This window comes from Janthinobacterium sp. DSP2-3-3 (assembly GCF_049897325.1).
In the GTDB taxonomy this organism is placed as follows: domain Bacteria; phylum Pseudomonadota; class Gammaproteobacteria; order Burkholderiales; family Burkholderiaceae_D; genus Janthinobacterium.
Window position 1 is genome coordinate 187,405 of sequence record NZ_JAFCWA010000012.1, and the last position, 17,797, is coordinate 205,201.

24 protein-coding genes and 1 tRNA gene are annotated in these 17,797 nt (G+C 57.4%); 5 read left to right on the forward strand and 20 right to left on the reverse strand.

The features are described 5' to 3' along the window. Nucleotides 1-2: 2 nt before the first annotated feature. From rfbA to ACP7DE_RS22420, 6 genes are all read right to left on the reverse strand, one after another. The gene (rfbA, locus tag ACP7DE_RS22395) at nt 3-896 is read right to left on the reverse strand and encodes a glucose-1-phosphate thymidylyltransferase RfbA (protein WP_426074152.1); all 894 of its coding nucleotides are present in this window, start codon (nt 894-896) and stop codon (nt 3-5) included. Beyond that, nucleotides 896-1,975 carry a dTDP-glucose 4,6-dehydratase gene (rfbB, locus tag ACP7DE_RS22400; RefSeq protein ID WP_426074153.1) on the reverse strand — a complete coding sequence of 360 codons (1,080 nt, stop codon included), beginning with the start codon at nt 1,973-1,975 and terminating at the stop codon, nt 896-898. The genes rfbA and rfbB overlap by 1 nt, the downstream gene beginning before the upstream one ends. Before the next feature lie 54 nt (nt 1,976-2,029). Continuing rightward, nucleotides 2,030-3,493 carry an undecaprenyl-phosphate galactose phosphotransferase WbaP gene (wbaP, locus tag ACP7DE_RS22405; protein WP_426074154.1) on the reverse strand — a complete coding sequence of 488 codons (1,464 nt, stop codon included), beginning with the start codon at nt 3,491-3,493 and terminating at the stop codon, nt 2,030-2,032. Between the two features lie 77 nt (nt 3,494-3,570). Next, entirely contained in the window at nt 3,571-4,989 is a 1,419-nt protein-coding gene (locus ACP7DE_RS22410; RefSeq protein WP_426074155.1) for a mannose-1-phosphate guanylyltransferase/mannose-6-phosphate isomerase, read from the reverse strand. A 265-nt stretch (nt 4,990-5,254) separates the two neighbouring features. After that, entirely contained in the window at nt 5,255-5,611 is a 357-nt protein-coding gene (locus ACP7DE_RS22415) for a diacylglycerol kinase (RefSeq protein WP_426074156.1), read from the reverse strand. 288 nt (nt 5,612-5,899) lie between these two features. After that, nucleotides 5,900-6,136 (reverse strand): hypothetical protein, encoded by a 237-nt coding sequence (locus tag ACP7DE_RS22420; protein ID WP_426074157.1) that lies wholly within the window; start codon nt 6,134-6,136, stop codon nt 5,900-5,902. Between the two features lie 298 nt (nt 6,137-6,434). Between ACP7DE_RS22420 and ACP7DE_RS22425 the strand changes: the two genes are divergently transcribed. Together ACP7DE_RS22425 and ACP7DE_RS22430 are read left to right on the forward strand one after the other, a co-directional pair. Beyond that, nucleotides 6,435-6,508, forward strand: a tRNA-Gly gene (locus ACP7DE_RS22425). Between the two features lie 363 nt (nt 6,509-6,871). Next, nucleotides 6,872-8,029 carry a Fic family protein gene (locus ACP7DE_RS22430; protein ID WP_426074158.1) on the forward strand — a complete coding sequence of 386 codons (1,158 nt, stop codon included), beginning with the start codon at nt 6,872-6,874 and terminating at the stop codon, nt 8,027-8,029. Between the two features lie 18 nt (nt 8,030-8,047). On the opposite strand, the gene ACP7DE_RS22435 is transcribed toward ACP7DE_RS22430, so the two are convergent. The 12 genes from ACP7DE_RS22435 to ACP7DE_RS22490 form a co-directional block, all read right to left on the reverse strand. Beyond that, nucleotides 8,048-9,037: a tyrosine-type recombinase/integrase gene (locus ACP7DE_RS22435; RefSeq protein WP_426074159.1), complete on the reverse strand. Its 990-nt coding sequence runs from the start codon at nt 9,035-9,037 to the stop codon at nt 8,048-8,050. Nucleotides 9,038-9,056: 19 nt separating this feature from the next. Then, nucleotides 9,057-9,281, reverse strand: a complete 225-nt coding sequence (locus tag ACP7DE_RS22440) for a DUF4224 domain-containing protein (protein ID WP_298402779.1) — start codon at nt 9,279-9,281, stop codon at nt 9,057-9,059. 10 nt (nt 9,282-9,291) lie between these two features. Next, the gene (locus tag ACP7DE_RS22445; protein ID WP_426074160.1) at nt 9,292-9,906 is read right to left on the reverse strand and encodes a hypothetical protein; all 615 of its coding nucleotides are present in this window, start codon (nt 9,904-9,906) and stop codon (nt 9,292-9,294) included. Beyond that, the gene (locus ACP7DE_RS22450; RefSeq protein WP_426074161.1) at nt 9,903-10,142 is read right to left on the reverse strand and encodes a hypothetical protein; all 240 of its coding nucleotides are present in this window, start codon (nt 10,140-10,142) and stop codon (nt 9,903-9,905) included. Before ACP7DE_RS22450 ends, ACP7DE_RS22445 begins: the two co-directional genes overlap by 4 nt. Continuing rightward, on the reverse strand, nt 10,136-10,288 hold the full coding sequence (locus ACP7DE_RS22455) for a hypothetical protein (protein ID WP_426074162.1): 153 nt from the start codon (nt 10,286-10,288) through the stop codon (nt 10,136-10,138). The genes ACP7DE_RS22450 and ACP7DE_RS22455 overlap by 7 nt, the downstream gene beginning before the upstream one ends. Next, entirely contained in the window at nt 10,285-12,123 is a 1,839-nt protein-coding gene (locus tag ACP7DE_RS22460; protein ID WP_426074163.1) for a replication endonuclease, read from the reverse strand. The genes ACP7DE_RS22455 and ACP7DE_RS22460 overlap by 4 nt, the downstream gene beginning before the upstream one ends. Then, nucleotides 12,113-12,466, reverse strand: coding sequence for a hypothetical protein (locus ACP7DE_RS22465; RefSeq protein WP_034745810.1), 354 nt, complete (start codon nt 12,464-12,466; stop codon nt 12,113-12,115). Before ACP7DE_RS22465 ends, ACP7DE_RS22460 begins: the two co-directional genes overlap by 11 nt. A 101-nt stretch (nt 12,467-12,567) precedes the next feature. Beyond that, entirely contained in the window at nt 12,568-12,969 is a 402-nt protein-coding gene (locus ACP7DE_RS22470; RefSeq protein ID WP_426074164.1) for a hypothetical protein, read from the reverse strand. Between the two features lie 123 nt (nt 12,970-13,092). After that, the gene (locus ACP7DE_RS22475) at nt 13,093-13,356 is read right to left on the reverse strand and encodes an ogr/Delta-like zinc finger family protein (RefSeq protein ID WP_219119088.1); all 264 of its coding nucleotides are present in this window, start codon (nt 13,354-13,356) and stop codon (nt 13,093-13,095) included. Continuing rightward, nucleotides 13,353-13,541: a hypothetical protein gene (locus tag ACP7DE_RS22480; protein ID WP_070292047.1), complete on the reverse strand. Its 189-nt coding sequence runs from the start codon at nt 13,539-13,541 to the stop codon at nt 13,353-13,355. Before ACP7DE_RS22480 ends, ACP7DE_RS22475 begins: the two co-directional genes overlap by 4 nt. A gap of 47 nt (nt 13,542-13,588) precedes the next feature. Next, the gene (locus ACP7DE_RS22485; RefSeq protein WP_070292043.1) at nt 13,589-13,792 is read right to left on the reverse strand and encodes a hypothetical protein; all 204 of its coding nucleotides are present in this window, start codon (nt 13,790-13,792) and stop codon (nt 13,589-13,591) included. A 10-nt stretch (nt 13,793-13,802) separates the two neighbouring features. Next, on the reverse strand, nt 13,803-14,006 hold the full coding sequence (locus ACP7DE_RS22490; protein WP_426074166.1) for a hypothetical protein: 204 nt from the start codon (nt 14,004-14,006) through the stop codon (nt 13,803-13,805). An 80-nt stretch (nt 14,007-14,086) separates the two neighbouring features. Here ACP7DE_RS22490 and ACP7DE_RS22495 point away from each other — a divergent pair, with 80 nt between their 5' ends. Genes ACP7DE_RS22495 through ACP7DE_RS22505 form a run of 3 tightly spaced genes read left to right on the forward strand, consistent with a single transcriptional unit; the run spans nt 14,087 to nt 15,633 of the window. Beyond that, nucleotides 14,087-14,542 carry a helix-turn-helix domain-containing protein gene (locus ACP7DE_RS22495; RefSeq protein WP_426074167.1) on the forward strand — a complete coding sequence of 152 codons (456 nt, stop codon included), beginning with the start codon at nt 14,087-14,089 and terminating at the stop codon, nt 14,540-14,542. Then, nucleotides 14,539-14,898, forward strand: coding sequence for a hypothetical protein (locus ACP7DE_RS22500; RefSeq protein ID WP_426074168.1), 360 nt, complete (start codon nt 14,539-14,541; stop codon nt 14,896-14,898). Before ACP7DE_RS22495 ends, ACP7DE_RS22500 begins: the two co-directional genes overlap by 4 nt. 51 nt (nt 14,899-14,949) lie before the next feature. Then, complete coding sequence (locus tag ACP7DE_RS22505; RefSeq protein ID WP_219890828.1) at nt 14,950-15,633, forward strand: hypothetical protein; 684 nt, start codon at nt 14,950-14,952, stop codon at nt 15,631-15,633. A gap of 267 nt (nt 15,634-15,900) precedes the next feature. Here ACP7DE_RS22505 and ACP7DE_RS22510 read toward each other — a convergent pair whose 3' ends face one another. Both ACP7DE_RS22510 and ACP7DE_RS22515 read right to left on the reverse strand, forming a co-directional pair. After that, on the reverse strand, nt 15,901-17,178 hold the full coding sequence (locus ACP7DE_RS22510) for a phage late control D family protein (RefSeq protein ID WP_426074169.1): 1,278 nt from the start codon (nt 17,176-17,178) through the stop codon (nt 15,901-15,903). Next, the gene (locus tag ACP7DE_RS22515) at nt 17,175-17,783 is read right to left on the reverse strand and encodes a phage tail protein (RefSeq protein ID WP_426074170.1); all 609 of its coding nucleotides are present in this window, start codon (nt 17,781-17,783) and stop codon (nt 17,175-17,177) included. Before ACP7DE_RS22515 ends, ACP7DE_RS22510 begins: the two co-directional genes overlap by 4 nt. Nucleotides 17,784-17,797: the final 14 nt, after the last annotated feature.

Here is a 17,797-nt window from a genome sequence, read left to right on the forward strand (position 1 = left end):
CTTTAGTATATTTTTTCTTCGAGCAGACGCAGCAGGTATTGACCGTAAGCGTTCTTTTTCAACGGTTGTGCCAGTGCCTCAAGCTTGGCCGCGTCGATATAGCCGCGGCGGTAGGCGATTTCTTCAGGGCAGGCCACTTTCAAGCCTTGGCGGTTTTCAATGGTGGCGATGAATTGGCCCGCTTCCAGCAAGGACTCATGCGTTCCGGTATCGAGCCAGGCCATGCCGCGCCCCATCAGTTCAACGTTCAATTGTCCCCGCTCCAGATAAGTGCGGTTGACATCCGTGATTTCCAGCTCGCCACGAGGGGACGGCGCGATGCTGGCGGCAATATCGCACACCTGGCTGTCGTAGAAATACAAGCCGGTGACGGCGTAGTTCGATTTTGGTTTGAGTGGTTTTTCTTCGATGCTGACGGCGCGCCGCTGTGCGTCGAAGTCGACCACGCCATAACGTTCTGGATCGGTGACATGATAGGCGAACACGGTGGAGCCGCTGGTGCGTGCCGAGGCTTTGCGCAACTGCGTTTCGAAGTCGTGGCCGTAATAAATGTTGTCGCCCAGGATTAGGGCCGATGGCGCGTCGCCGACGAATTCACGACCGATGATGAAGGCCTGCGCCAAGCCGTCGGGCGTGGGCTGCACGGCGTAGCTGAGGGTAATGCCCCATTGGCTGCCGTCGCCGAGCAACTCCTGGAAGCGCGGTGTATCTTGTGGTGTGGAAATGATCAGGATATCGCGTATGCCGGCCAGCATCAGGGTGGTCAGCGGATAGTAAATCATCGGCTTGTCATATACGGGCAGCAACTGTTTCGACACCGCCATGGTGACGGGATACAGACGCGTACCGGAACCACCGGCCAGGATAATGCCTTTGCGTTCAATAGTGGTGCTCATCAGAGTGCTTCCTTTGCCGCATCGCGTGCCGTGTAGTTTTTTTCTACCCACTTCAAGTAGTCGCCCGACTGCACGTCGCGTACCCAGGCCTGGTTGTCCAGGTACCACTGGACGGTCTTGCGGATGCCTGTGGCGAAGGTTTCTGCCGGTTTCCAGCCCAGTTCACGCTCGATCTTGCGCGCATCGATAGCATAGCGGCGGTCATGGCCGGGGCGATCCTGCACATACGTGATTTGTTCGCGATAGCTGCCCGATGCCTTGGGGTCGAGCGTGTCGAGGATGTCGCACAAGGTGTGCACGACTTCCAGATTGGCCATTTCATTCCAGCCGCCCACGTTGTAGACCTCGCCCAAACGTCCCGCCTCGAGTACGCGGCGTATCGCCGAGCAATGGTCGCCCACATACAGCCAGTCGCGCACTTGCATGCCGTCGCCATAAATTGGTAAAGGCTTGCCTGCACGGGCGTTGCTGATGATGAGGGGAATCAGTTTTTCCGGGAAATGGAAAGAGCCATAGTTGTTCGAGCAGTTTGTCGTCAGCACCGGCATGCCATACGTATGGAAATAGGCGCGTACCAGATGGTCGGAGGCTGCTTTCGATGCCGAGTAGGGGCTGTTCGGCGCGTACGGCGTCGTTTCGGTGAATGGCGGATCTTGCGGACCCAGCGTGCCATAGACTTCATCGGTCGAGACGTGCAGGAAACGGAAACTATCCTTGGCCTCGCCCGTCAGACCGGACCAGTAAGCGCGCGCCGCTTCGAGCAGGCTGAATGTGCCGTTGACGTTGGTCGAAATGAATTCGCCGGGGCTATGGATCGAGCGATCGACATGGCTCTCTGCGGCAAAATGCACGATGGCGCGGGGCTGGTGTTCGGCCAGCAGGCGGGAGATGTGGGTGGTATCGCAAATATCGCCACGCACAAAGAGATGCCGCGGATCGTGCTCCAGGCTGGCCAGATTGCTGAGATTGCCAGCGTAGGTCAGTTTGTCAAAATTGATCACGGGCTCATCGTTGAGCGCCAGCCAGTCTCTTACAAAGTTGGAGCCGATGAAGCCGGCGCCGCCAGTCACTAAAATCATGCTGTTATCCTTTTCTTGCCTTGTAAAATACTAATTTTATACCATATATTTTTGTTAATACGCGCCATCTTTCTTGAAGATGACTTTGACCGTTTTCAGCAGGATGACGATATCATTGAACAGAGACCAATTCTTGACATACCAGGCGTCGAGATAGACGCGCGTATCGTAGCTGACATCGTTCCTGCCGCTGACTTGCCACAGGCCAGTGACCCCGGGTTTCGCCTCAAGATAATAGTCGATCTGGTTGCCATAGCGTTCCAGTTCGGCATCGACAACGGGACGCGGCCCGACCAGGCTCATTTCGCCTTTTAATACGTTCCACAGTTGCGGCAATTCATCGAGGCTGGTCTTGCGCAGGAAATGACCTATCGAGGTGATGCGCGGGTCGTTTTTCAGTTTGAAGTCGCGGTCCCATTCGGCACGGGCGACCGGGTCGCGTTCCAGTAACTCTTTCAACAACACATCGGCATTCACGGCCATGGTACGAAATTTATAGCAGAGGAAATGCTTGCCATTCTGGCCGACGCGCTTGTGGCCGTAGAAGATGGGGCGGCCAGAGGCCAATACCTTGGCGGCGATCCACAGTAGGACGGGCGCCCCGACGATCATCACGGCGATCGACGTCGTCAGATCGAAGCAGCGCTTAATCAGTTGCAAGCCTGGTCGTGCCAGGTTGTTGCGCATGGTCAGCAGCAAGACTTCATGTGTAAAGAAATGGTTGACCTCCATGCCATACAGGGGTAGGCCGCGTACCGCTGGTACCACTTGCATATTGACAACGCAGCGGCTGACTTGCTGGATCATGCCTTGATAAGCGTCAATGCCACCCTGCTCCAGGGCGACAACCGCATGCGGGTCGCCCAGCAGCTTGAGCGTTTGTTCCGGGTTATCGCCCAGAGGGATGCAGGGCACCGCTTGTTTGCTGCGGTTCACATAATGCTGTTCCAGGCGGTCTTGGCCCTCAGGTATCAGGAAGGCAATCAAGCGATAACCCATCAATGTCTCCTCATCGAAGGCACGCGCTGTTTGCAAGGCATTGTCGCCCCATCCGATGATGACCATGGGGCGTATCCAGCCGCCCGCTTTCATCAACAGGTACTTGACGATGCCGCGCAGCAGCAAGACAAAGCATGGCACCAGCAGCCAGGTGGCCAATAGTGCCTCGCGCGAGGAGTCGCGCTTGTCGAGAAAGACCAGGGCTGCGTCAAGCAGACCCATGACCATGGCGACCTTCAGGAGCTCCTTGATTTCATTCGAGTATGGACGACGTTTGGCATGATGGCCCTTCAGCTTGAAGATCGCCAGAGTGACCAGGGATAGCAGGCTATAACTGAGCAAACGAGAGCTATCCAGCCCGAAGCTGTTCAAGTCGCTGGAATCGAGGGTCCATTTTCCCGCGAGCCAGAATGCCATGAACATGGAAAGTGCATCGGCAAAGGTGAGAAAATATTTTTCTGCCCTGCTGCTGCAATACCATTTCACTTCTTGTACAAAGATACCTTCGATTGGTTTCATGATGACTTGCCAAACCTTATAAACTTCAGTGTGAATTCTTGCGGGGCCGCTTGCATGGTGATGACGTATCTGCTCGGTCAAGCGCGGCCGTAGCGGTCTTCAAAGCGGACAATATCGTCTTCTCCAAGGTAGCTACCTGATTGAATTTCAATCAATTCCAGCGGTAGCTTGCCCGGGTTGGCCAGAGAATGGACGACGCCGAGGGGGATATAGGTGGACTGGTTTTCGGTCAGCAGATATTCCTTGTCGCCATTGGTGATCTGCGCCGTGCCTGACACGACGATCCAGTGCTCGGCGCGGTGATGGTGCATTTGCAGCGACAGTTTGGCGCCCGGCTTAACGGTGATGCGTTTGACCTGGAAGCGTTCGCCAGTGCCGATGGAGTCATAGGAACCCCATGGACGGAAGACTTCACGGTGCATGGTGGCTTCAGCACGGTCCTTGGCAATCAACTGCGCCACCAGGGTCTTGGTATGTTGCGCCTGATCCGCATCCATGACCAGTACCGCGTCTGCGGTTTCCACGATGACGGTTTTGCGCATGCCGATGGCGGTAACCAGGCGGCTGCTGCTGTGCACCAGACAATCGTTGCAATCCTGGATCAGTACATCGCCCTGGGTGCTATTCTGGCTGGCATCCTTTTCCGCCACGTCGAGTACGGCTTTCCAGGAGCCGATATCGTTCCAGCCGGCGTCGAGCGCGATGGTGGCCGCATGGCTGGTGCGCTCCATCACGGCGTAGTCGACGGCGATATCGGGACTGGCGGCATAGGCGTCCTTGTCAAGGCGTATGAAGTCGAGATCGCTCTTTGCATCGGCAAGGGCGGCGCGGCATGCTGCCAAGACGGCCGGTTGGAAACGTTCGAGTTCTTCCAGATAACGGCTGGCGCGGAACAGGAACATGCCGCTGTTCCAGAAATAGTCACCGCTGGCGATATATTTCTCAGCTTGCGCCAATGCGGGTTTTTCGACAAATTCAAGAATGCGCTGGACCTGGTCGCTGGCCGTCGCTTCCGCGCGGATATAGCCATATCCCGTCTCCGCTCCTGTCGGCGTGATGCCGAAGGTCAGCAGGCTTCCCTCTTCTGCGGCCCGACGCGCCAGCGTTATTGCATGGTGGAACGCTTGTGTGTCGAGAATGACATGGTCGGAAGGCAGTACCAACAGGACAGGATCATCGCCATTTTCCATCGCCTGCAAAGCGGCGCTGGCAATGGCTGGCGCCGTATTGCGGCGCATAGGCTCGAGCAGCAAGCGCGCTTGTTCCATGCCAATTTCACGGAGTTGCTCGGCAACGATGAAGCGTGCTGACTCGTTACAAACCAGAAGTGGGGTGGCCAGACCCGGTAACCCCTTCAGCCGCTGCAGTGTTTGCTGCAACATGCTTTCCTTGCCAGACAGGCGCAGGAATTGCTTGGGGAATCCCTCACGCGACAACGGCCACAGACGTGTGCCGGAACCGCCGCAAAGAATCACGGGTACGATGGGTGTATTCATGTATGCATCAATGTAAAATTTAAAGTAACCTCATTGGCTGGGCGTTCTGTTTCCTGTCGTCCACAAGGTATGTATATGTGTGCCGAGTCAGTTCTGGAGTGCAAAGCGAAAAGAAGCCCTCTTGCCAGCCAGTAAATATTTCGAAAGGACATTATTTTAATGATTTATAGCAATCCTTGTATTTCTTTTGCTGGCGTCCCGGCTTGCGGGAGCGGGACCTGATTAATGCTTGGGCCTATTGTAATTTGCCAAGCAGGGAATTCGTCTAGTGAGCAGCCGTTTCCACCCAAAAAGCAACAAACACGCATACGGCACTGATACTGAGAATGAACACGGCTCCTGCGGCGCAATCCTTGGCGATCTTGATGCTGGGATGGAGGCTCGGGTGGAGGTGATCAATCAAATGTTCGAGAGCGGTGTTGAAGAGCTCCGCTGCGAGGACCATGCCACAGTTGAGCAATAATAAAGCCCACCAGATCATGGCCGGCCGGTTCCAGGCAAGTACGATCAGTACCATGAGGGCAGCAAGGCATTGCAGCCGAAAGCTCGATTCTATGCGGAAGGCGGCGCTCAAGCCTTGCAAGGCAAATCCCATGCGTTTATGGAAAGGCTGGTTTTTCATTAACTTTATATGGTTGGCCAGGGAATCTCATGTTCCTGACGGTGCGGTGCTTTTTCTGAAAATAGATGCGTATCGCTCGCACATGGAGAGGAAAACTGGCGTAAACAGCGCGCGCATCATTGAAGAAAAATAAAAAGCCCGTTTTCAAGAAAATGAAAAGGGGCTTTTATCGAGGAATTGGCGCTTCGTATGACGAGGCCAGCTACTCGTGGGCCAGGCCAGCGTTTCGCGGCTTGACGTCAGCCTGCTGGCTTGGCCTTGTCTGTCTCAGCCAAAGGCATTAACAGATTACTTGGCGTGGCTTGGGGTCGTGTGCGCGGTGGTCGAATCCGAGCTTGCTGCACCGGCCACAACGGCAACTGCTGCGCCGATTGCGATCATGGTGCTGACGCTCAGGCCGGCAACAGTGGTGCCGGCAGCGGCGCCAGCAGCTGGTGTAGCTGCTGCTGGTGCAGGAGCCGATTGAGCCATGGCTTGTGCGGAAGCGAAGCACAGGATTGCTGAAGCGATCAGAATTTTCTTCATGGTATATCCTTTTAGGTTGAACAGCGGGAATGCTAAACTGTCACACGATTGTAGCAACATTTCTCTTGCGAGTCTGCGCCGCACGGCCCATAGCAACAATAATTTGGTGTATTTTAGCCGCATACCAAACCATTCACCTTGTCCGGCTGTTCGTATTGTTGTTCTCTATCAACAAAAACGTTGACGTGCCGATGCTGCAGTATTGTTTCTTGTTAATTTTCGTGAGAATTCCTGATCAACTCGAAAGCGATCCACAAGTTTGCCAAGTCCTTGCCATCCCGCGTAAAATGCAGGCTTCGCGGGTGTAGCTCAATGGTAGAGCAGAAGCTTCCCAAGCTTACGACGAGGGTTCGATTCCCTTCACCCGCTCCAGTCAAAAATGGCGAAAAACTCGTTTTCGCCGCTCCACAAACGGTTCTTTGCTCCACAAAAGGCGTTCAGGCGAGCTTTTCAGGGCTACGGCTAGGTTGCTTTTTATGTAATAAATTCTACTCATTTCATTTGTTTTATCAGCAAATTTTTCCGGGAAAAGCCCCCCGTTTTTGTATGCCCGTTCATGAAAAACTTGCACTAAAAGCTACAATCCTCCCCTAAAAGTTTAGATGTGTTGACTTGTGATTTTGGATTATTACACATGTAATAATCTTGGATGGCGCGTAAGTATATGATTTTTAGGTGTATTATCTTAAAAATTCAACTTAATCCTTGTCGCCATTTAAGAAAAACAGGATCGCTATGCCAGACTTCCACCACTTTGACCTGAAGCTTTTAAATCCCTCGTTCGACTCGCCGCTTGTCGATGTTCTAACGGAACTGGAACACTTGCGGCGATTGCAACTTGGGGGCACCACGCCCGCGTCAACCTTCTTCCAGCTCAAGCATATTTTCCACATGCTGGAAAGCCTCGGGTCTGCGCGAATCGAGGGCAACCATACGACTCTTGCAGACTACGTCGAGACTTCGGTGGAAGGGGGCACGAACGATAGCGACCAGGTGCGCGAGATCTCCAACATCGAAAAGGCGATGCAATATATCGAGGATGTGGTGACGCCGAATTCTGCGGTCTCGGAACACTTCATCCGGGAGCTGCACGCGCTGGCAGTGCATGACCTGGAGAGAGAGGGCGACCGCACGCCTGGCGCATATAGAACGGGAGCGGTCCGCATTGCGAAGTCAGACCACCTGCCGCCAGATCCTGTCCTTGTACCTGGTTACATGGAAGAGCTGATGGGGTTCATCAATCGAGATGATCCTCCCAAGTATGCCTTGATCAAGGTTGCGTTGGCACATCATCGTTTTGGCTGGATTCACCCGTTTAGTAACGGCAATGGGCGCGTCGTGCGTTTGATGACCTATGCCCTTCTGATCAAGTATGGTTTCAATGTCAAGACAGGCGGACGGGTGTTAAACCCGACCGCTGTTTTTTGCAACGACCGCGAGCGCTACTATGCGATGCTTTCATGCGCGGACAAGGGAACAGATGAAAGCCTGGATCGCTGGTGCACCTACGTTTTGCAAGGCATCTTGGATGAACTGCAAAAAGTGGACCGGCTGACCGACTACACTTTCTTGAAGGAAAAAATCCTGATCCCCGCGCTCGCTTACTCGGTCCAGCGGCAATTGATCACGCATGAGGAACAGGCGATTTTGCTTGAGGTGGTAAAGCTGGGCACCGCGAAATCTGGGGATCTGGCCAAGGTGATGCCTGGGCTAAATCCAGCTCAGCGCACCTACCAGATCAAGCGCCTGGTGGAAGGTAAGATGTTGCAGCCCATTAAGCTTGGCGCACGCCAGTACACGATGTGCTTTACGAATAACTACCTGCTTCGCGGGGCTATCAACGCGCTATCGAACGAGGGCTTCATCTCCGCGTCCTTGCTTGGCCCCGCGTAAGCAGGCATGCAACGCGGCTTACCGCGTCGGCTCGACGATCTTCCCGCGTCGTAAGTAATGCCGTTGCGTGGTCCTCACGCTATCGTGACCTAAGAGATCGCTGGCCGCCTGGTCTCCGTGTTGGTCCGAGGTGTCGTCTGCGGCTTTTGCGCGGAGGTCATAGAACCAGAATTTTTTGATCTCCGGTAGCAAGTCGGGATTCTTTTCGGCGGCCAGCTTTTTTGCCGCATCGAATTGCGAACGCAGCGCCGGACCCGTCAGGCGCTTGCCGTGGGCATTTACCAGCAACGCGGCAGTGACGATGCTGCGTGTCGCTTTGCGTGCCTTGATGCGCTCAATCAAGGCGGCGAGTTCGCCGACAACCTTGATGCGCAAGGGCTGTTTGGTTTTTTCCTGTGTTACGACCAGGTAGCCACCGATGATGTCGCTTTCGGTCATCTTCAACGCGTCGGCAGGCCGCTGGCCAGTCAAGTAGGCAAGATCCATTGCATCGCGCAAGGGAGCACTGGCATGCGCCCACACCGCGTCGAATACAGCATCCGTGATGTAGACCGTGCGTTTGGGCAAGGAATGGCCCTGTATACCCTCGCATGGGTTTGGCAGGTCGGTATAGCCCCAGCCGCGCGCATGGTTCCACATGGTCGAAAACACGCGCTTGCAGCGATTTGCCGTGGTTGGTTTGTCTGCACGGTCGTCCAGGAACTGGCGTATGTGCATCGGCTTGATCTGCGCAAGCGGCGCCTCGGAAAATGCCGCCAGCAAGTGCTTGATGTCGGAGCGGTACATGCGGGCTGAGCTGGCGGCAAGCTTGGGCACCGCCTCGACCAGATAGCGCCTTTCGACATCGGAGAACGTTGCGTTGGCGGTGACCTCCACCACGATGTTCAGTTCAGCATATTTTTTCAGCGCCAGGATGAAGTCGGGCCCAAGTGGAATTTCCTTGCGCGGCTTGTCCTTGGTGTACATGTAGTAGTACACCTTGCCGCTGCGCTGCGTGCGCGGGTGCATGCACGGTGGCATGTTCAAATTACGTGTGTTTCGTCGGCCCATTTTTATTAATCCTTGGCATTACCCATGTTTTTTCCCGTGGCGCTTCCTTGCGCCCCTCAACTGCAGCGACCGCGACAACCGGACGCCCGATGGCATTGACCCAAAAGGGGAGGCCCATCTTCCGCAGCGCCTCAATTTGCTTCGTTTTCATCTTCCGGCCGGTCAAGGCGCAGATTTCATCCATGGACAGGAACGTGCTCATATGGATTTCCTCATGCTTGCACCGCGCAGCGTTGAGCCAGGGCCACCAGCCAATGCGCCAGCTCGGCCGGCGTGTGTTCGCGTTCTGCCTTGCCGCATTCCGGCCGCCAGCCCGGATCGCCTTTCCGGCGCCGCTCGCCAGCGCGGTTGCGACCGGACGGGGCGATCACATGCGACGCTTCGCCCAGGACGATGGGCATGGCCGGTATTTGAGCTGGCGCACAGCCGACGATGTACAGCAAAGTGGCCTTTTCGGCGCGGTGGCCAAAGGAGCTTTGGAAAATGGGCAGCGTCCAGCCGCCGAATTTGTCCCGCTCGCCGGCCCCTGGTAAGCCGCAGTGTGGCCAAAGGGTCGAGCGCTTCGGGTGCTCGAGCACGCCGCCGAACTTGCGCACTTGGGCGACGGCCCACACCGCGAGTTCCTTTTCGTCCGGGCGCGGCTTGGCCAGATGGCGCAGCGTGCCCCAGGAGCGGCAAGGCGGATGCGCCACCACCGGCACGCCGCCTGGCCAGGCGCGGGCGTCGCGCTCCGCGTCCCAGGCGTCCACCGCCGGCATGGTCTTGTAGATCGAATTGGCGCGCACGAACAAGGCCGCCACGGCAGGTAATGAGCGTTCCGCTGTCATGCTGGGCACCCGACAGGCGCGGCTGCTTTCTTGACCGCTTCGATGGCGCCCAGCGGAACGGCGCGGAAGCAGCCCGCCCACTGGTGATCCAGCTCGACCCAGGCGTGCAGCTCGCCATTGCCCACGTCGCGGCGCAGGTCGTTGACGGTGCCGGCCTGGTAGCCTTCATCGGTATCGAATGTCACGCGGTCGCCCAGGGCGATTTGCCGCGGCGGATTGGTCGGGGTGGTCAGCATTGCGGTTTTCCTTTCAGTTTGGCGGTAACGCCGCACACGCCGAAGCGGTCGATGGCGGCCTGGATCGCGTCGCCGCTGGAAGCGGCAATCGCGGCGTATTCAAAGCGTTCGGTTTGCGTGCGAACGATCACGGCATAGGTGCTCATGTGCCATTTCCTTCATGGGGTGGGGTGTCGGGGACGATCAGCCGGGGATATGGGCAGGCGTTGACGGCCGCCCAAGCGGTAATCAGCGCTCTTTTTGCCTCGTCGGACAGATTGGGCACGGGCGCCGCCGGCGGCGTAGCCCGGGCAGGGCGGTCGGGGTGCGTACAGTTATTTACACGAGTCCGAGGAACGGCAACCCCAACAGCCACCCCGCGCCCGCCTGTGGCCTGTACCGGCGTCCACGTATGCCGTACGGACTTGAAGACCACGCCAATCAGATCGCTGCAGCGCACGCCATACGGCGTGGTGCGCAGCGTTTCGCCGTAGCGGCCGATGACGGTCTTTTCATCCTTGGCCAGAGTGACGACCAATTCCTTGCGCGGCACCAGGGCGCCGCCCTGGGCGCGCAGGTATTCGGCCCAGCAGGCGCGCTTTTCGCCGTCGATCTTTTGCACGGCGTTCCAGGCACGGCGCATGGCGGCCGGCGCCTCGTTGACCATGCTTTCCTCGATGCGGCGCAGTTCGCGCCAGACGGTGACGGGCGCGCCGCCCCATTGCTGGAATTGACGGATACCCCAGCATGCGGCCCACGACTCGACGCGCGCCGATGGCGTCAGCTCGACATCGCCTTCGGTGTCGGCCGTGACGACATAGCCTTCTTTCGTCTTGTGCTCGGCCACGCCGTCGATGTTCTTAGCCACGTATTTGGCGATGTAGCCGGCGGCGCTGCCCTTGGCCCAGTCGATGCGCTTCACGTCCAGGCGGCGCGCGAAGGCGCCCGGTTCGCCACGGTCCACGCGCCAGGCGTAGCGCTTCATGATGCGGATGGCGCGGCCTGCCACGTCCTGCAGGTGGGCCGTCTTGTATTTCGCGGTAGGGCGCACGAACAGCAGCAAATGCCAATGCGGGCAGCCGTCGTGGTGCGGCTCGGCGATGCGAAAGCCGTACAGGCCGATGCCACGGCGCGCCAGCGCGGAGCGGCACAGCGATGTCATCTTGCCCAAGTAGGCGTTGGCCTCGCGCGGAGTGGAGCCGTCGAACTTGTCGTTTGGCTTGCCGCTGTGCTGCATGGCGTGGAAGCGTGATGGGCACGTCCAGGTGATGAAAATGCCCTGGTCGCCGCACTCGCGGGCGATCTGCTCAAATCCGTTGATGCGCAACATCAGCTCGCCGCGCCGGATGGCTTTATTCGCCGTCGTTTTCTCGGCCAGCTCGGCGATGCTGAATTGTTGGCCGTTTTCGTTTTGCACCAGGGTGGCGGCCAGCGCTGCCGCGTTGCGCCGGTTCTGCGCCAGGCGCGACAACACGGCGTCGTTGCTGGCGTAGGGTTCGCCGCGATAGTTCACGTAGCCCAGGCGGATATTGCCGGCTTCGAAGGCGCGCTTGACGCGCTTACGCAACTGGCGGCGCCACCAGCGGGCGTCCACCAGGCGGGCGATGGTGTCGGTCAGTGCGTCGAACTCGGGCAGCTCGATGCCATACGAGGCGCATTCGTCTTCCATGATCTGCAAGGCGTGCGTGTCGGACACGGCCATCCACAGCATTTTGGTCACGCCGGCCGCCGCGCGTTCGGCGGTGGTCACTATGTCGGCATCGCTTTGCGACAGGTCGACGCCGGCCGGCACGTACTGCTCGGCGAACTCGCGCACAAAGCTGGTGGCGATGGACTCATAAATTTTGTACCAGGATGACCAGGCCATCTTGGCCATGGCGGCCGTGATGACACGGTTGCGCCATTTGTAGGGGATGCGGGCCAGCTCGGGGGCGAACTGGGCGGATCGTAAAAAGGCTTCGTGACGCTGCGGGGTAGGCAGCAGGATTTGTTTAGATTGCATTTAACAGTCTTTCGTACACACGGATAGCGGCAGAGGTGGCGGCGCGCAGCTCGATGCGCTCTTCCTCGGTAAATGAGTGGATGGGCGATTCCCAGCGGTCGGCGTCCATGCCGGCGGCGATCAACACGGAACGGCGCGCGCCACGCGGCGACAATCCCCAGGCCTGGGCCATGAAGGGTGCCAGGTTGCGCGGCTTGATGCTGCGTAGCTGGGCCTTGGCTTCGGCGATGGCGGCCAGCGCATGCCCGGCGCCTGGTGGCGTCGGCATGTCCTTGTCGCGCGCGGCCAGAATCTCGGCGGCAGGCTGGAAGGACAGGTGATTGTCGATAAGGGACGCCGGCATGGTTCAGTCCTTGATGGCGCCGATGGCCCGCAGGACGTCAGGGGTAATGACGATCAGGAGCGACAGCAGCCAGATGCCGCAGGTTTTGGCCAGGCGCAGCATCAGTGCGCCCCTTGCTTTGAAAAGTACTCAGCCCAATAGGACAGCGTGCGCGAGGAGCCATTGCTGTGCCGCACGCCTTGTTCCGTGGCAAACATGTAATGCAGCTCGATGGGCAGCTCGCCGACCAGCACACGCTGGTGCGCAGGTGTAAAGAAGCCCGCTACGTTCAGTGCTTTTGCATCGCTGATGATGAAGGTGATGTTGGCGGCGCCGAAGGCATGATAAGTTTTTGCAATCTGGTGTATGGAGTACGACAGCGCGTCGATGCTGGCGCCAGCGCTGGCTTGCAGCAGGAAACAAGCAGGTGCTACGGGCACAACGCATTGTTGCGGGGCCGGGCGGGCCGTGTCCGGCATGGGGAGAAAGCCGGTTTGCTTGGCGGCGTGCAGCGTGTTTTCCATCGGTTTTCCTTATTTCAGGTTGAACGAATCCCGCACGCTCAAAATGGAGCGCTGCAGGGCACAGCAAAAGAGGGGAGTTACAGCGGCCGGGCTACGGCGGCGCGAGGATCGGCATGGTATTCATCAGCAGCCCGCCGTGAGGTCAAAGGCAAGCTGGCTGGTGGCTGCGGTGCGCGCATGCTGGGACATAGGGATGCGGATATCGGCCTTCGGCATGGCGGACAGTGAGAGGGTGCGCAGCACTTCCAGGCCTGCCACGAAGACGTGCCCGCAGTCGGGGTTCTGGCACATGTAGGTAATTTCCTTGAACATGGCAGACATCATGCGGCTTTTGACGGCGCGGACGGTGTAGCTGCAGTGCGGGCAGGGCAGGCCGATGACTCTCATTTCAGCTTTCTTTCCACTTGGTACAGGGCGCGACCGCGACCTGTCATGTTTTTTGCCTGCTTGCGTAAGCGCGACTTGACGAGCCATTCAGCCGCCTGATCGATACTTGCCAGCCCCTGGCGTTGGCGCACGATTTCTAGCAGCGCGCGCTCGTCGTCATTGAGATTAATTTGGTGATCTGGCATGTGGGTAGCTTTGCAGTTGCTTAAAAGTTACTATTCAGTGTCTCGGATTAAGCACTGCGAAGCTGTACGCTGTCGATGTTGGCTTCGTCACCTGCAATAACTGCTAAGGCTTCACGCATGACGATCTGACGCACCAGCACAGCAAGCGCTTCGCCCTGGTAATCGGCGAGCGAGGAAACAAGCTGGTGTTCGTAATCGTCCAGGCGCAACATGACGCGGTGGTTTCGGATACGTTTTGCATCTGGGTACATGGCGTCGTCCTTAGTGGGGGATTTGGGAAGCGATTTCGCGCTTGTAGTCGGCGAGGCCGCGCAAGATCAGGAAGCGCAATAACCAGGCACGGGATCGTTCTTGCTTGGCGGCAATGGCTTCGACCTCCAGCACTTCATCAGGCGCCAAGCGGACGCCCAAAGGCTGCGAAGTGGCGCCCTTGGCAGTGCGCCCGATTTTGGATACGTTTTTCATAATGTTATGATGTGTAATCGCTACAGGATGGCGTAACTATAGTGGACGAATGTCCACATGTCAAATAAAAAAGTGGTCATATGCCGTATTTCAAAGATCGTCTTCGCGCTGAACGAAAGCGTTTGGGCTTGAGCCAAGAGAAGTTTGCGGCCCTGGCTGGCGTAACAAAAGACACACAGTTAAATTATGAGAGTGGTTCTAGGAAGCCCGATTCGGACTACCTGATAGCTATTTGCGGGGCCGGGGTGGATTCCCACTTTTTATTGCATGGCACGCCATCTTCGGACGAGCTACCGGCAGAGGAAAGCGAGTTGCTGCTAGGCTTTCGAAAGCTAGACCTTCGGGGAAAGTTGCGTCTGCTCGGGCTGGTTGAGGGGATGATTGAAGGAACTACGCCAACTCTAGCTGCAGCGGCAGCTCCGCAGACTCAGCGTAAGCAAAAAATCACCATCAAAGGCGCGGTCGGACACCAGGTTAATGGTGACGTTGCTGGACCCTTGACCGTGAATGTCGCCAATAAGAAGACTATTAAATGATGAAAAAAATATTGCTGGCCGTTACGACCGTTACTTTAGGCTTTGGCGTGTCAAGTGTTTTTGCAGCTTCGTCAAAATTTAAGGCGGAGGATATTGTCGAACCGATAGCACCTACTATAGCTTGCATATCTGCTGAAGATTTGATTACCGGATTCAAATACGCAAGCGCTGGGGAGCAGACCCGACTGCAAGCACTGTTTGATTCCAAGAGGTGTTTGCTCACCGGGCCAGGAGAGAAGTTGAAAGTGATAACCGTTGAGAATTCTCCTCTTATCGAAGCCGTTCCGGTTTCAGTAAAAGGAGCTGCAAATGGTATTCATATCGCCGAACCTAACTACCGGAAAGTAAAGAAGTAGAACTGGAATAACGAAAGTAGCTGCAGCATGCAAAGATTGATCGGGTAAAAGATGGTGGACAAAGTAGAGTTTAAACGGGACGTTAATAGTGCTGTAATGGGAAATATGAACGAGGCGCCACGGCTTAGCAATGTTGTGACGCTTCACGTTGGCGATAAAGAAAAAGAGATAGAGCTGATTACCTCTTATCAGCGCTCCAATATAAAATCGCTTGTGGACAGACTTGCCGCTCTAGTTGGCGATGAAGAGATTAAGATTTACAGAGGACTCATCACTGACTATGGCTTGCAAAAGTTCAAGGAACTACCGCGAAGCAAATATCAGGAGGTTAAAGCGATTTTAGAGGGACGCATCGACGAGGCAACTACCCCGCTACCCCTTCCATTGGCCCCTCCCTCAGTTGCTGAACCTAACCCGGTGACAATCCATCATTCCCACACGGCATTACCCTGCTTGGCATGCGCTGAAAAATCGTTGAGTTTTTCGCGCCTACAACGCACCGCACGCTTCCAACTTGCCGCATTGATCACCTGCTTGATCGCTTGTGGTTGGCTACTCTACAAGGAACAACCACCGTTCGCAGATCATGATGCCAGCACGGCAAAAGAAGAAAAATGCTACATCGCCGGAAAGGCTTACTCTATCGGCCACATTGAGCGATCACGCGGGAGAGGTATGGAATGTGTCGGACCGGCAGGCGAGTTACCCTCAATGTGGCTTCCTGAAAATCGTTAGTATTAGCAACAGCAGTTGCATTTTTTTCGGCTCGGCACCTCCTGATAGTTGAAATGCGTTAGTTGCGTACTCAGCGCGTTTGCAATGGCCCTTGGATCAGCTTGCTCTAGAATTCTTTGCCAGATTTCTTTGGAATGAACTTGGTCTGACTCCCCTAGTATTTGGCGGTGGATGTGATTACGGATTTCCTTTTCTTCACGTTCCGCCGCATTCGCGTGATTAGTGCATTGCTGGTTATCGCTCATAGTTATCTCCGTGTATTGGAATTCATACTGCATCTGTGATGTGATTGGAAGTTTCCTTACCTGGCTTCCAGGCTACCTCACTGTTTTCCTTGATGATGTCCCGCACTTCCTCAATATGCCTCCACGCATTCAGGACCGCCCGCTTGGCGGCCTGCTTGCTATGGTAAAGATGCTCAAGCGCCTTGAGCGTACCCTTGGCGCCGGCCATTTCCTGCCCCGCCTTTTTCTTCTTCGCCGCCACGTCCTTCCAGTTCGCCACCACGCCCGTGACGCCTTCATCCGGGTCTTTCTCTTCCTCGCGTTCGGCCTCCACCGCTTCCGTCTTCGTTTCAAACTCCACGCGCGTGGTAAAGCCGTTGCCGCCCAGGCTGTGCGTGACCTTGACCGATAGCCAGTCGGTGGCGTCGATCTCGGGCTTGAAGCCTTGCACGGTCACTGGCGATTGCGGGAACACGGCCGGGTTGCCCAAGGCCAGGCTCATTTCGAAGGTGGCCAGGCCGCGCAGGATGCGCTGCCATTCGGCCACGGCCGCCGCGCGCGCGTCCGTTTCGTTGGCGAAGGTGGTGCGCAGGCGCTTGCTGTTGCCTGGCACGCCGGCCACTACGCTGCGGCGGCGCGCGTAGCGCTCGTCGTGCCAGAAGGCGCGCACGCCCGTGTAGGCGTCGCTTTCGGCGCTGTGGTAGCGGTGGCCGTCGCCCAGGGCGCGCGTGATGGGGATGACGGGCAGCGCCTTGCCGCTGGCCGTGCGGCTCTGGTTGATGGGGATGAATAGCAAAGTGTCGTTCTTGACGGTGGCCACCGCGTCGTATTTCCTGCCCAGCCGGCGCAGGAAAGCCGCATCGCTTTCGTGGGTCTGGTCGATGTGTTCGACGGCGGTGTCGCGCAGGCGCGCCGACACGCCCGACGCCAGCTCGTTGCGAAAGGCAATCGCCTCGATGATGGCGCCCAGGGTGGTCTTGTGAAAGCTGTGCTCCTGCTGCTGTTTGAAGGTGTCGATCAGGTTGGCCGACCTGGCGCGCAGGGTGATGGTATCGGGCGCGCCGCTGTGCTCCACCTCGTCGACGGTGAACTTGCCCATGTCCACCAGGCCGGTGGCTTGCCAGCCCAGCGCCAGGGCGATCTGCGCGCCGCGCGGCGGCAGGGCCAGCTTGCTGTCGCTGTCGTCCAGGGAAATGTCGAGCTGGTCGCTCTCGTCGCCACGGCACAGGGTCAACGTCAAATTGATCAGCCGCGCCGACACGATGGCCGTCAAATCCTTGTCCTCGATGCTGACCTTGAAGGCGGGGATATGCTCGCTCATTTGAACTTGTCCGCCGCGCTGCCGATGGCGCCGCTGATGCTGCCGCCGATCTTGTCTTTCATTTCGCCGACCACGCCGCCATATTTCGACGTGATGCCGCCGACCACATTGCCCACGACGCTGCCCACGGCATTCTTGGCCGCGCCGGCGATGCTGCTGGTCATGCCGTCGATGCTGAGCATGTTTTTCAGGTCGCCGATGTCGCCCAGGCCGACCATGGCCAGCACGCCGTCGTCGTCGCGCTTGAGTGCAATCGAGAACTCGACGCGCCGCGCGCCGCCGCTGCCGTCAAGAATGGTGCGGCCCTCCGTCATGCTGGTGATACGGTACGAGCCGAGAATGCGGCCCGTGCCCTGGATCAGAATCCACGATTTGCCCGTGTCGGCCATCATGCGCAGCGCATCGAGCGAGTACAGGGAGCCGGTCAGTTCCGGCGCCACCCAGCCCGACAGGGTGATGGTGTCATCGCCGGGCCCCACGTACTGGTGCGCGTCGCGCAGGCCCACGCGCGCCGTGCTGGCGTGTTTCCATTCGGTTTGCCGCTGCAGCTCGTGATAGGCCAGCGTCGGCAGGCTGAACACGAACATTCCTAAAATCATCATCATGGTGTGCTTCTTTC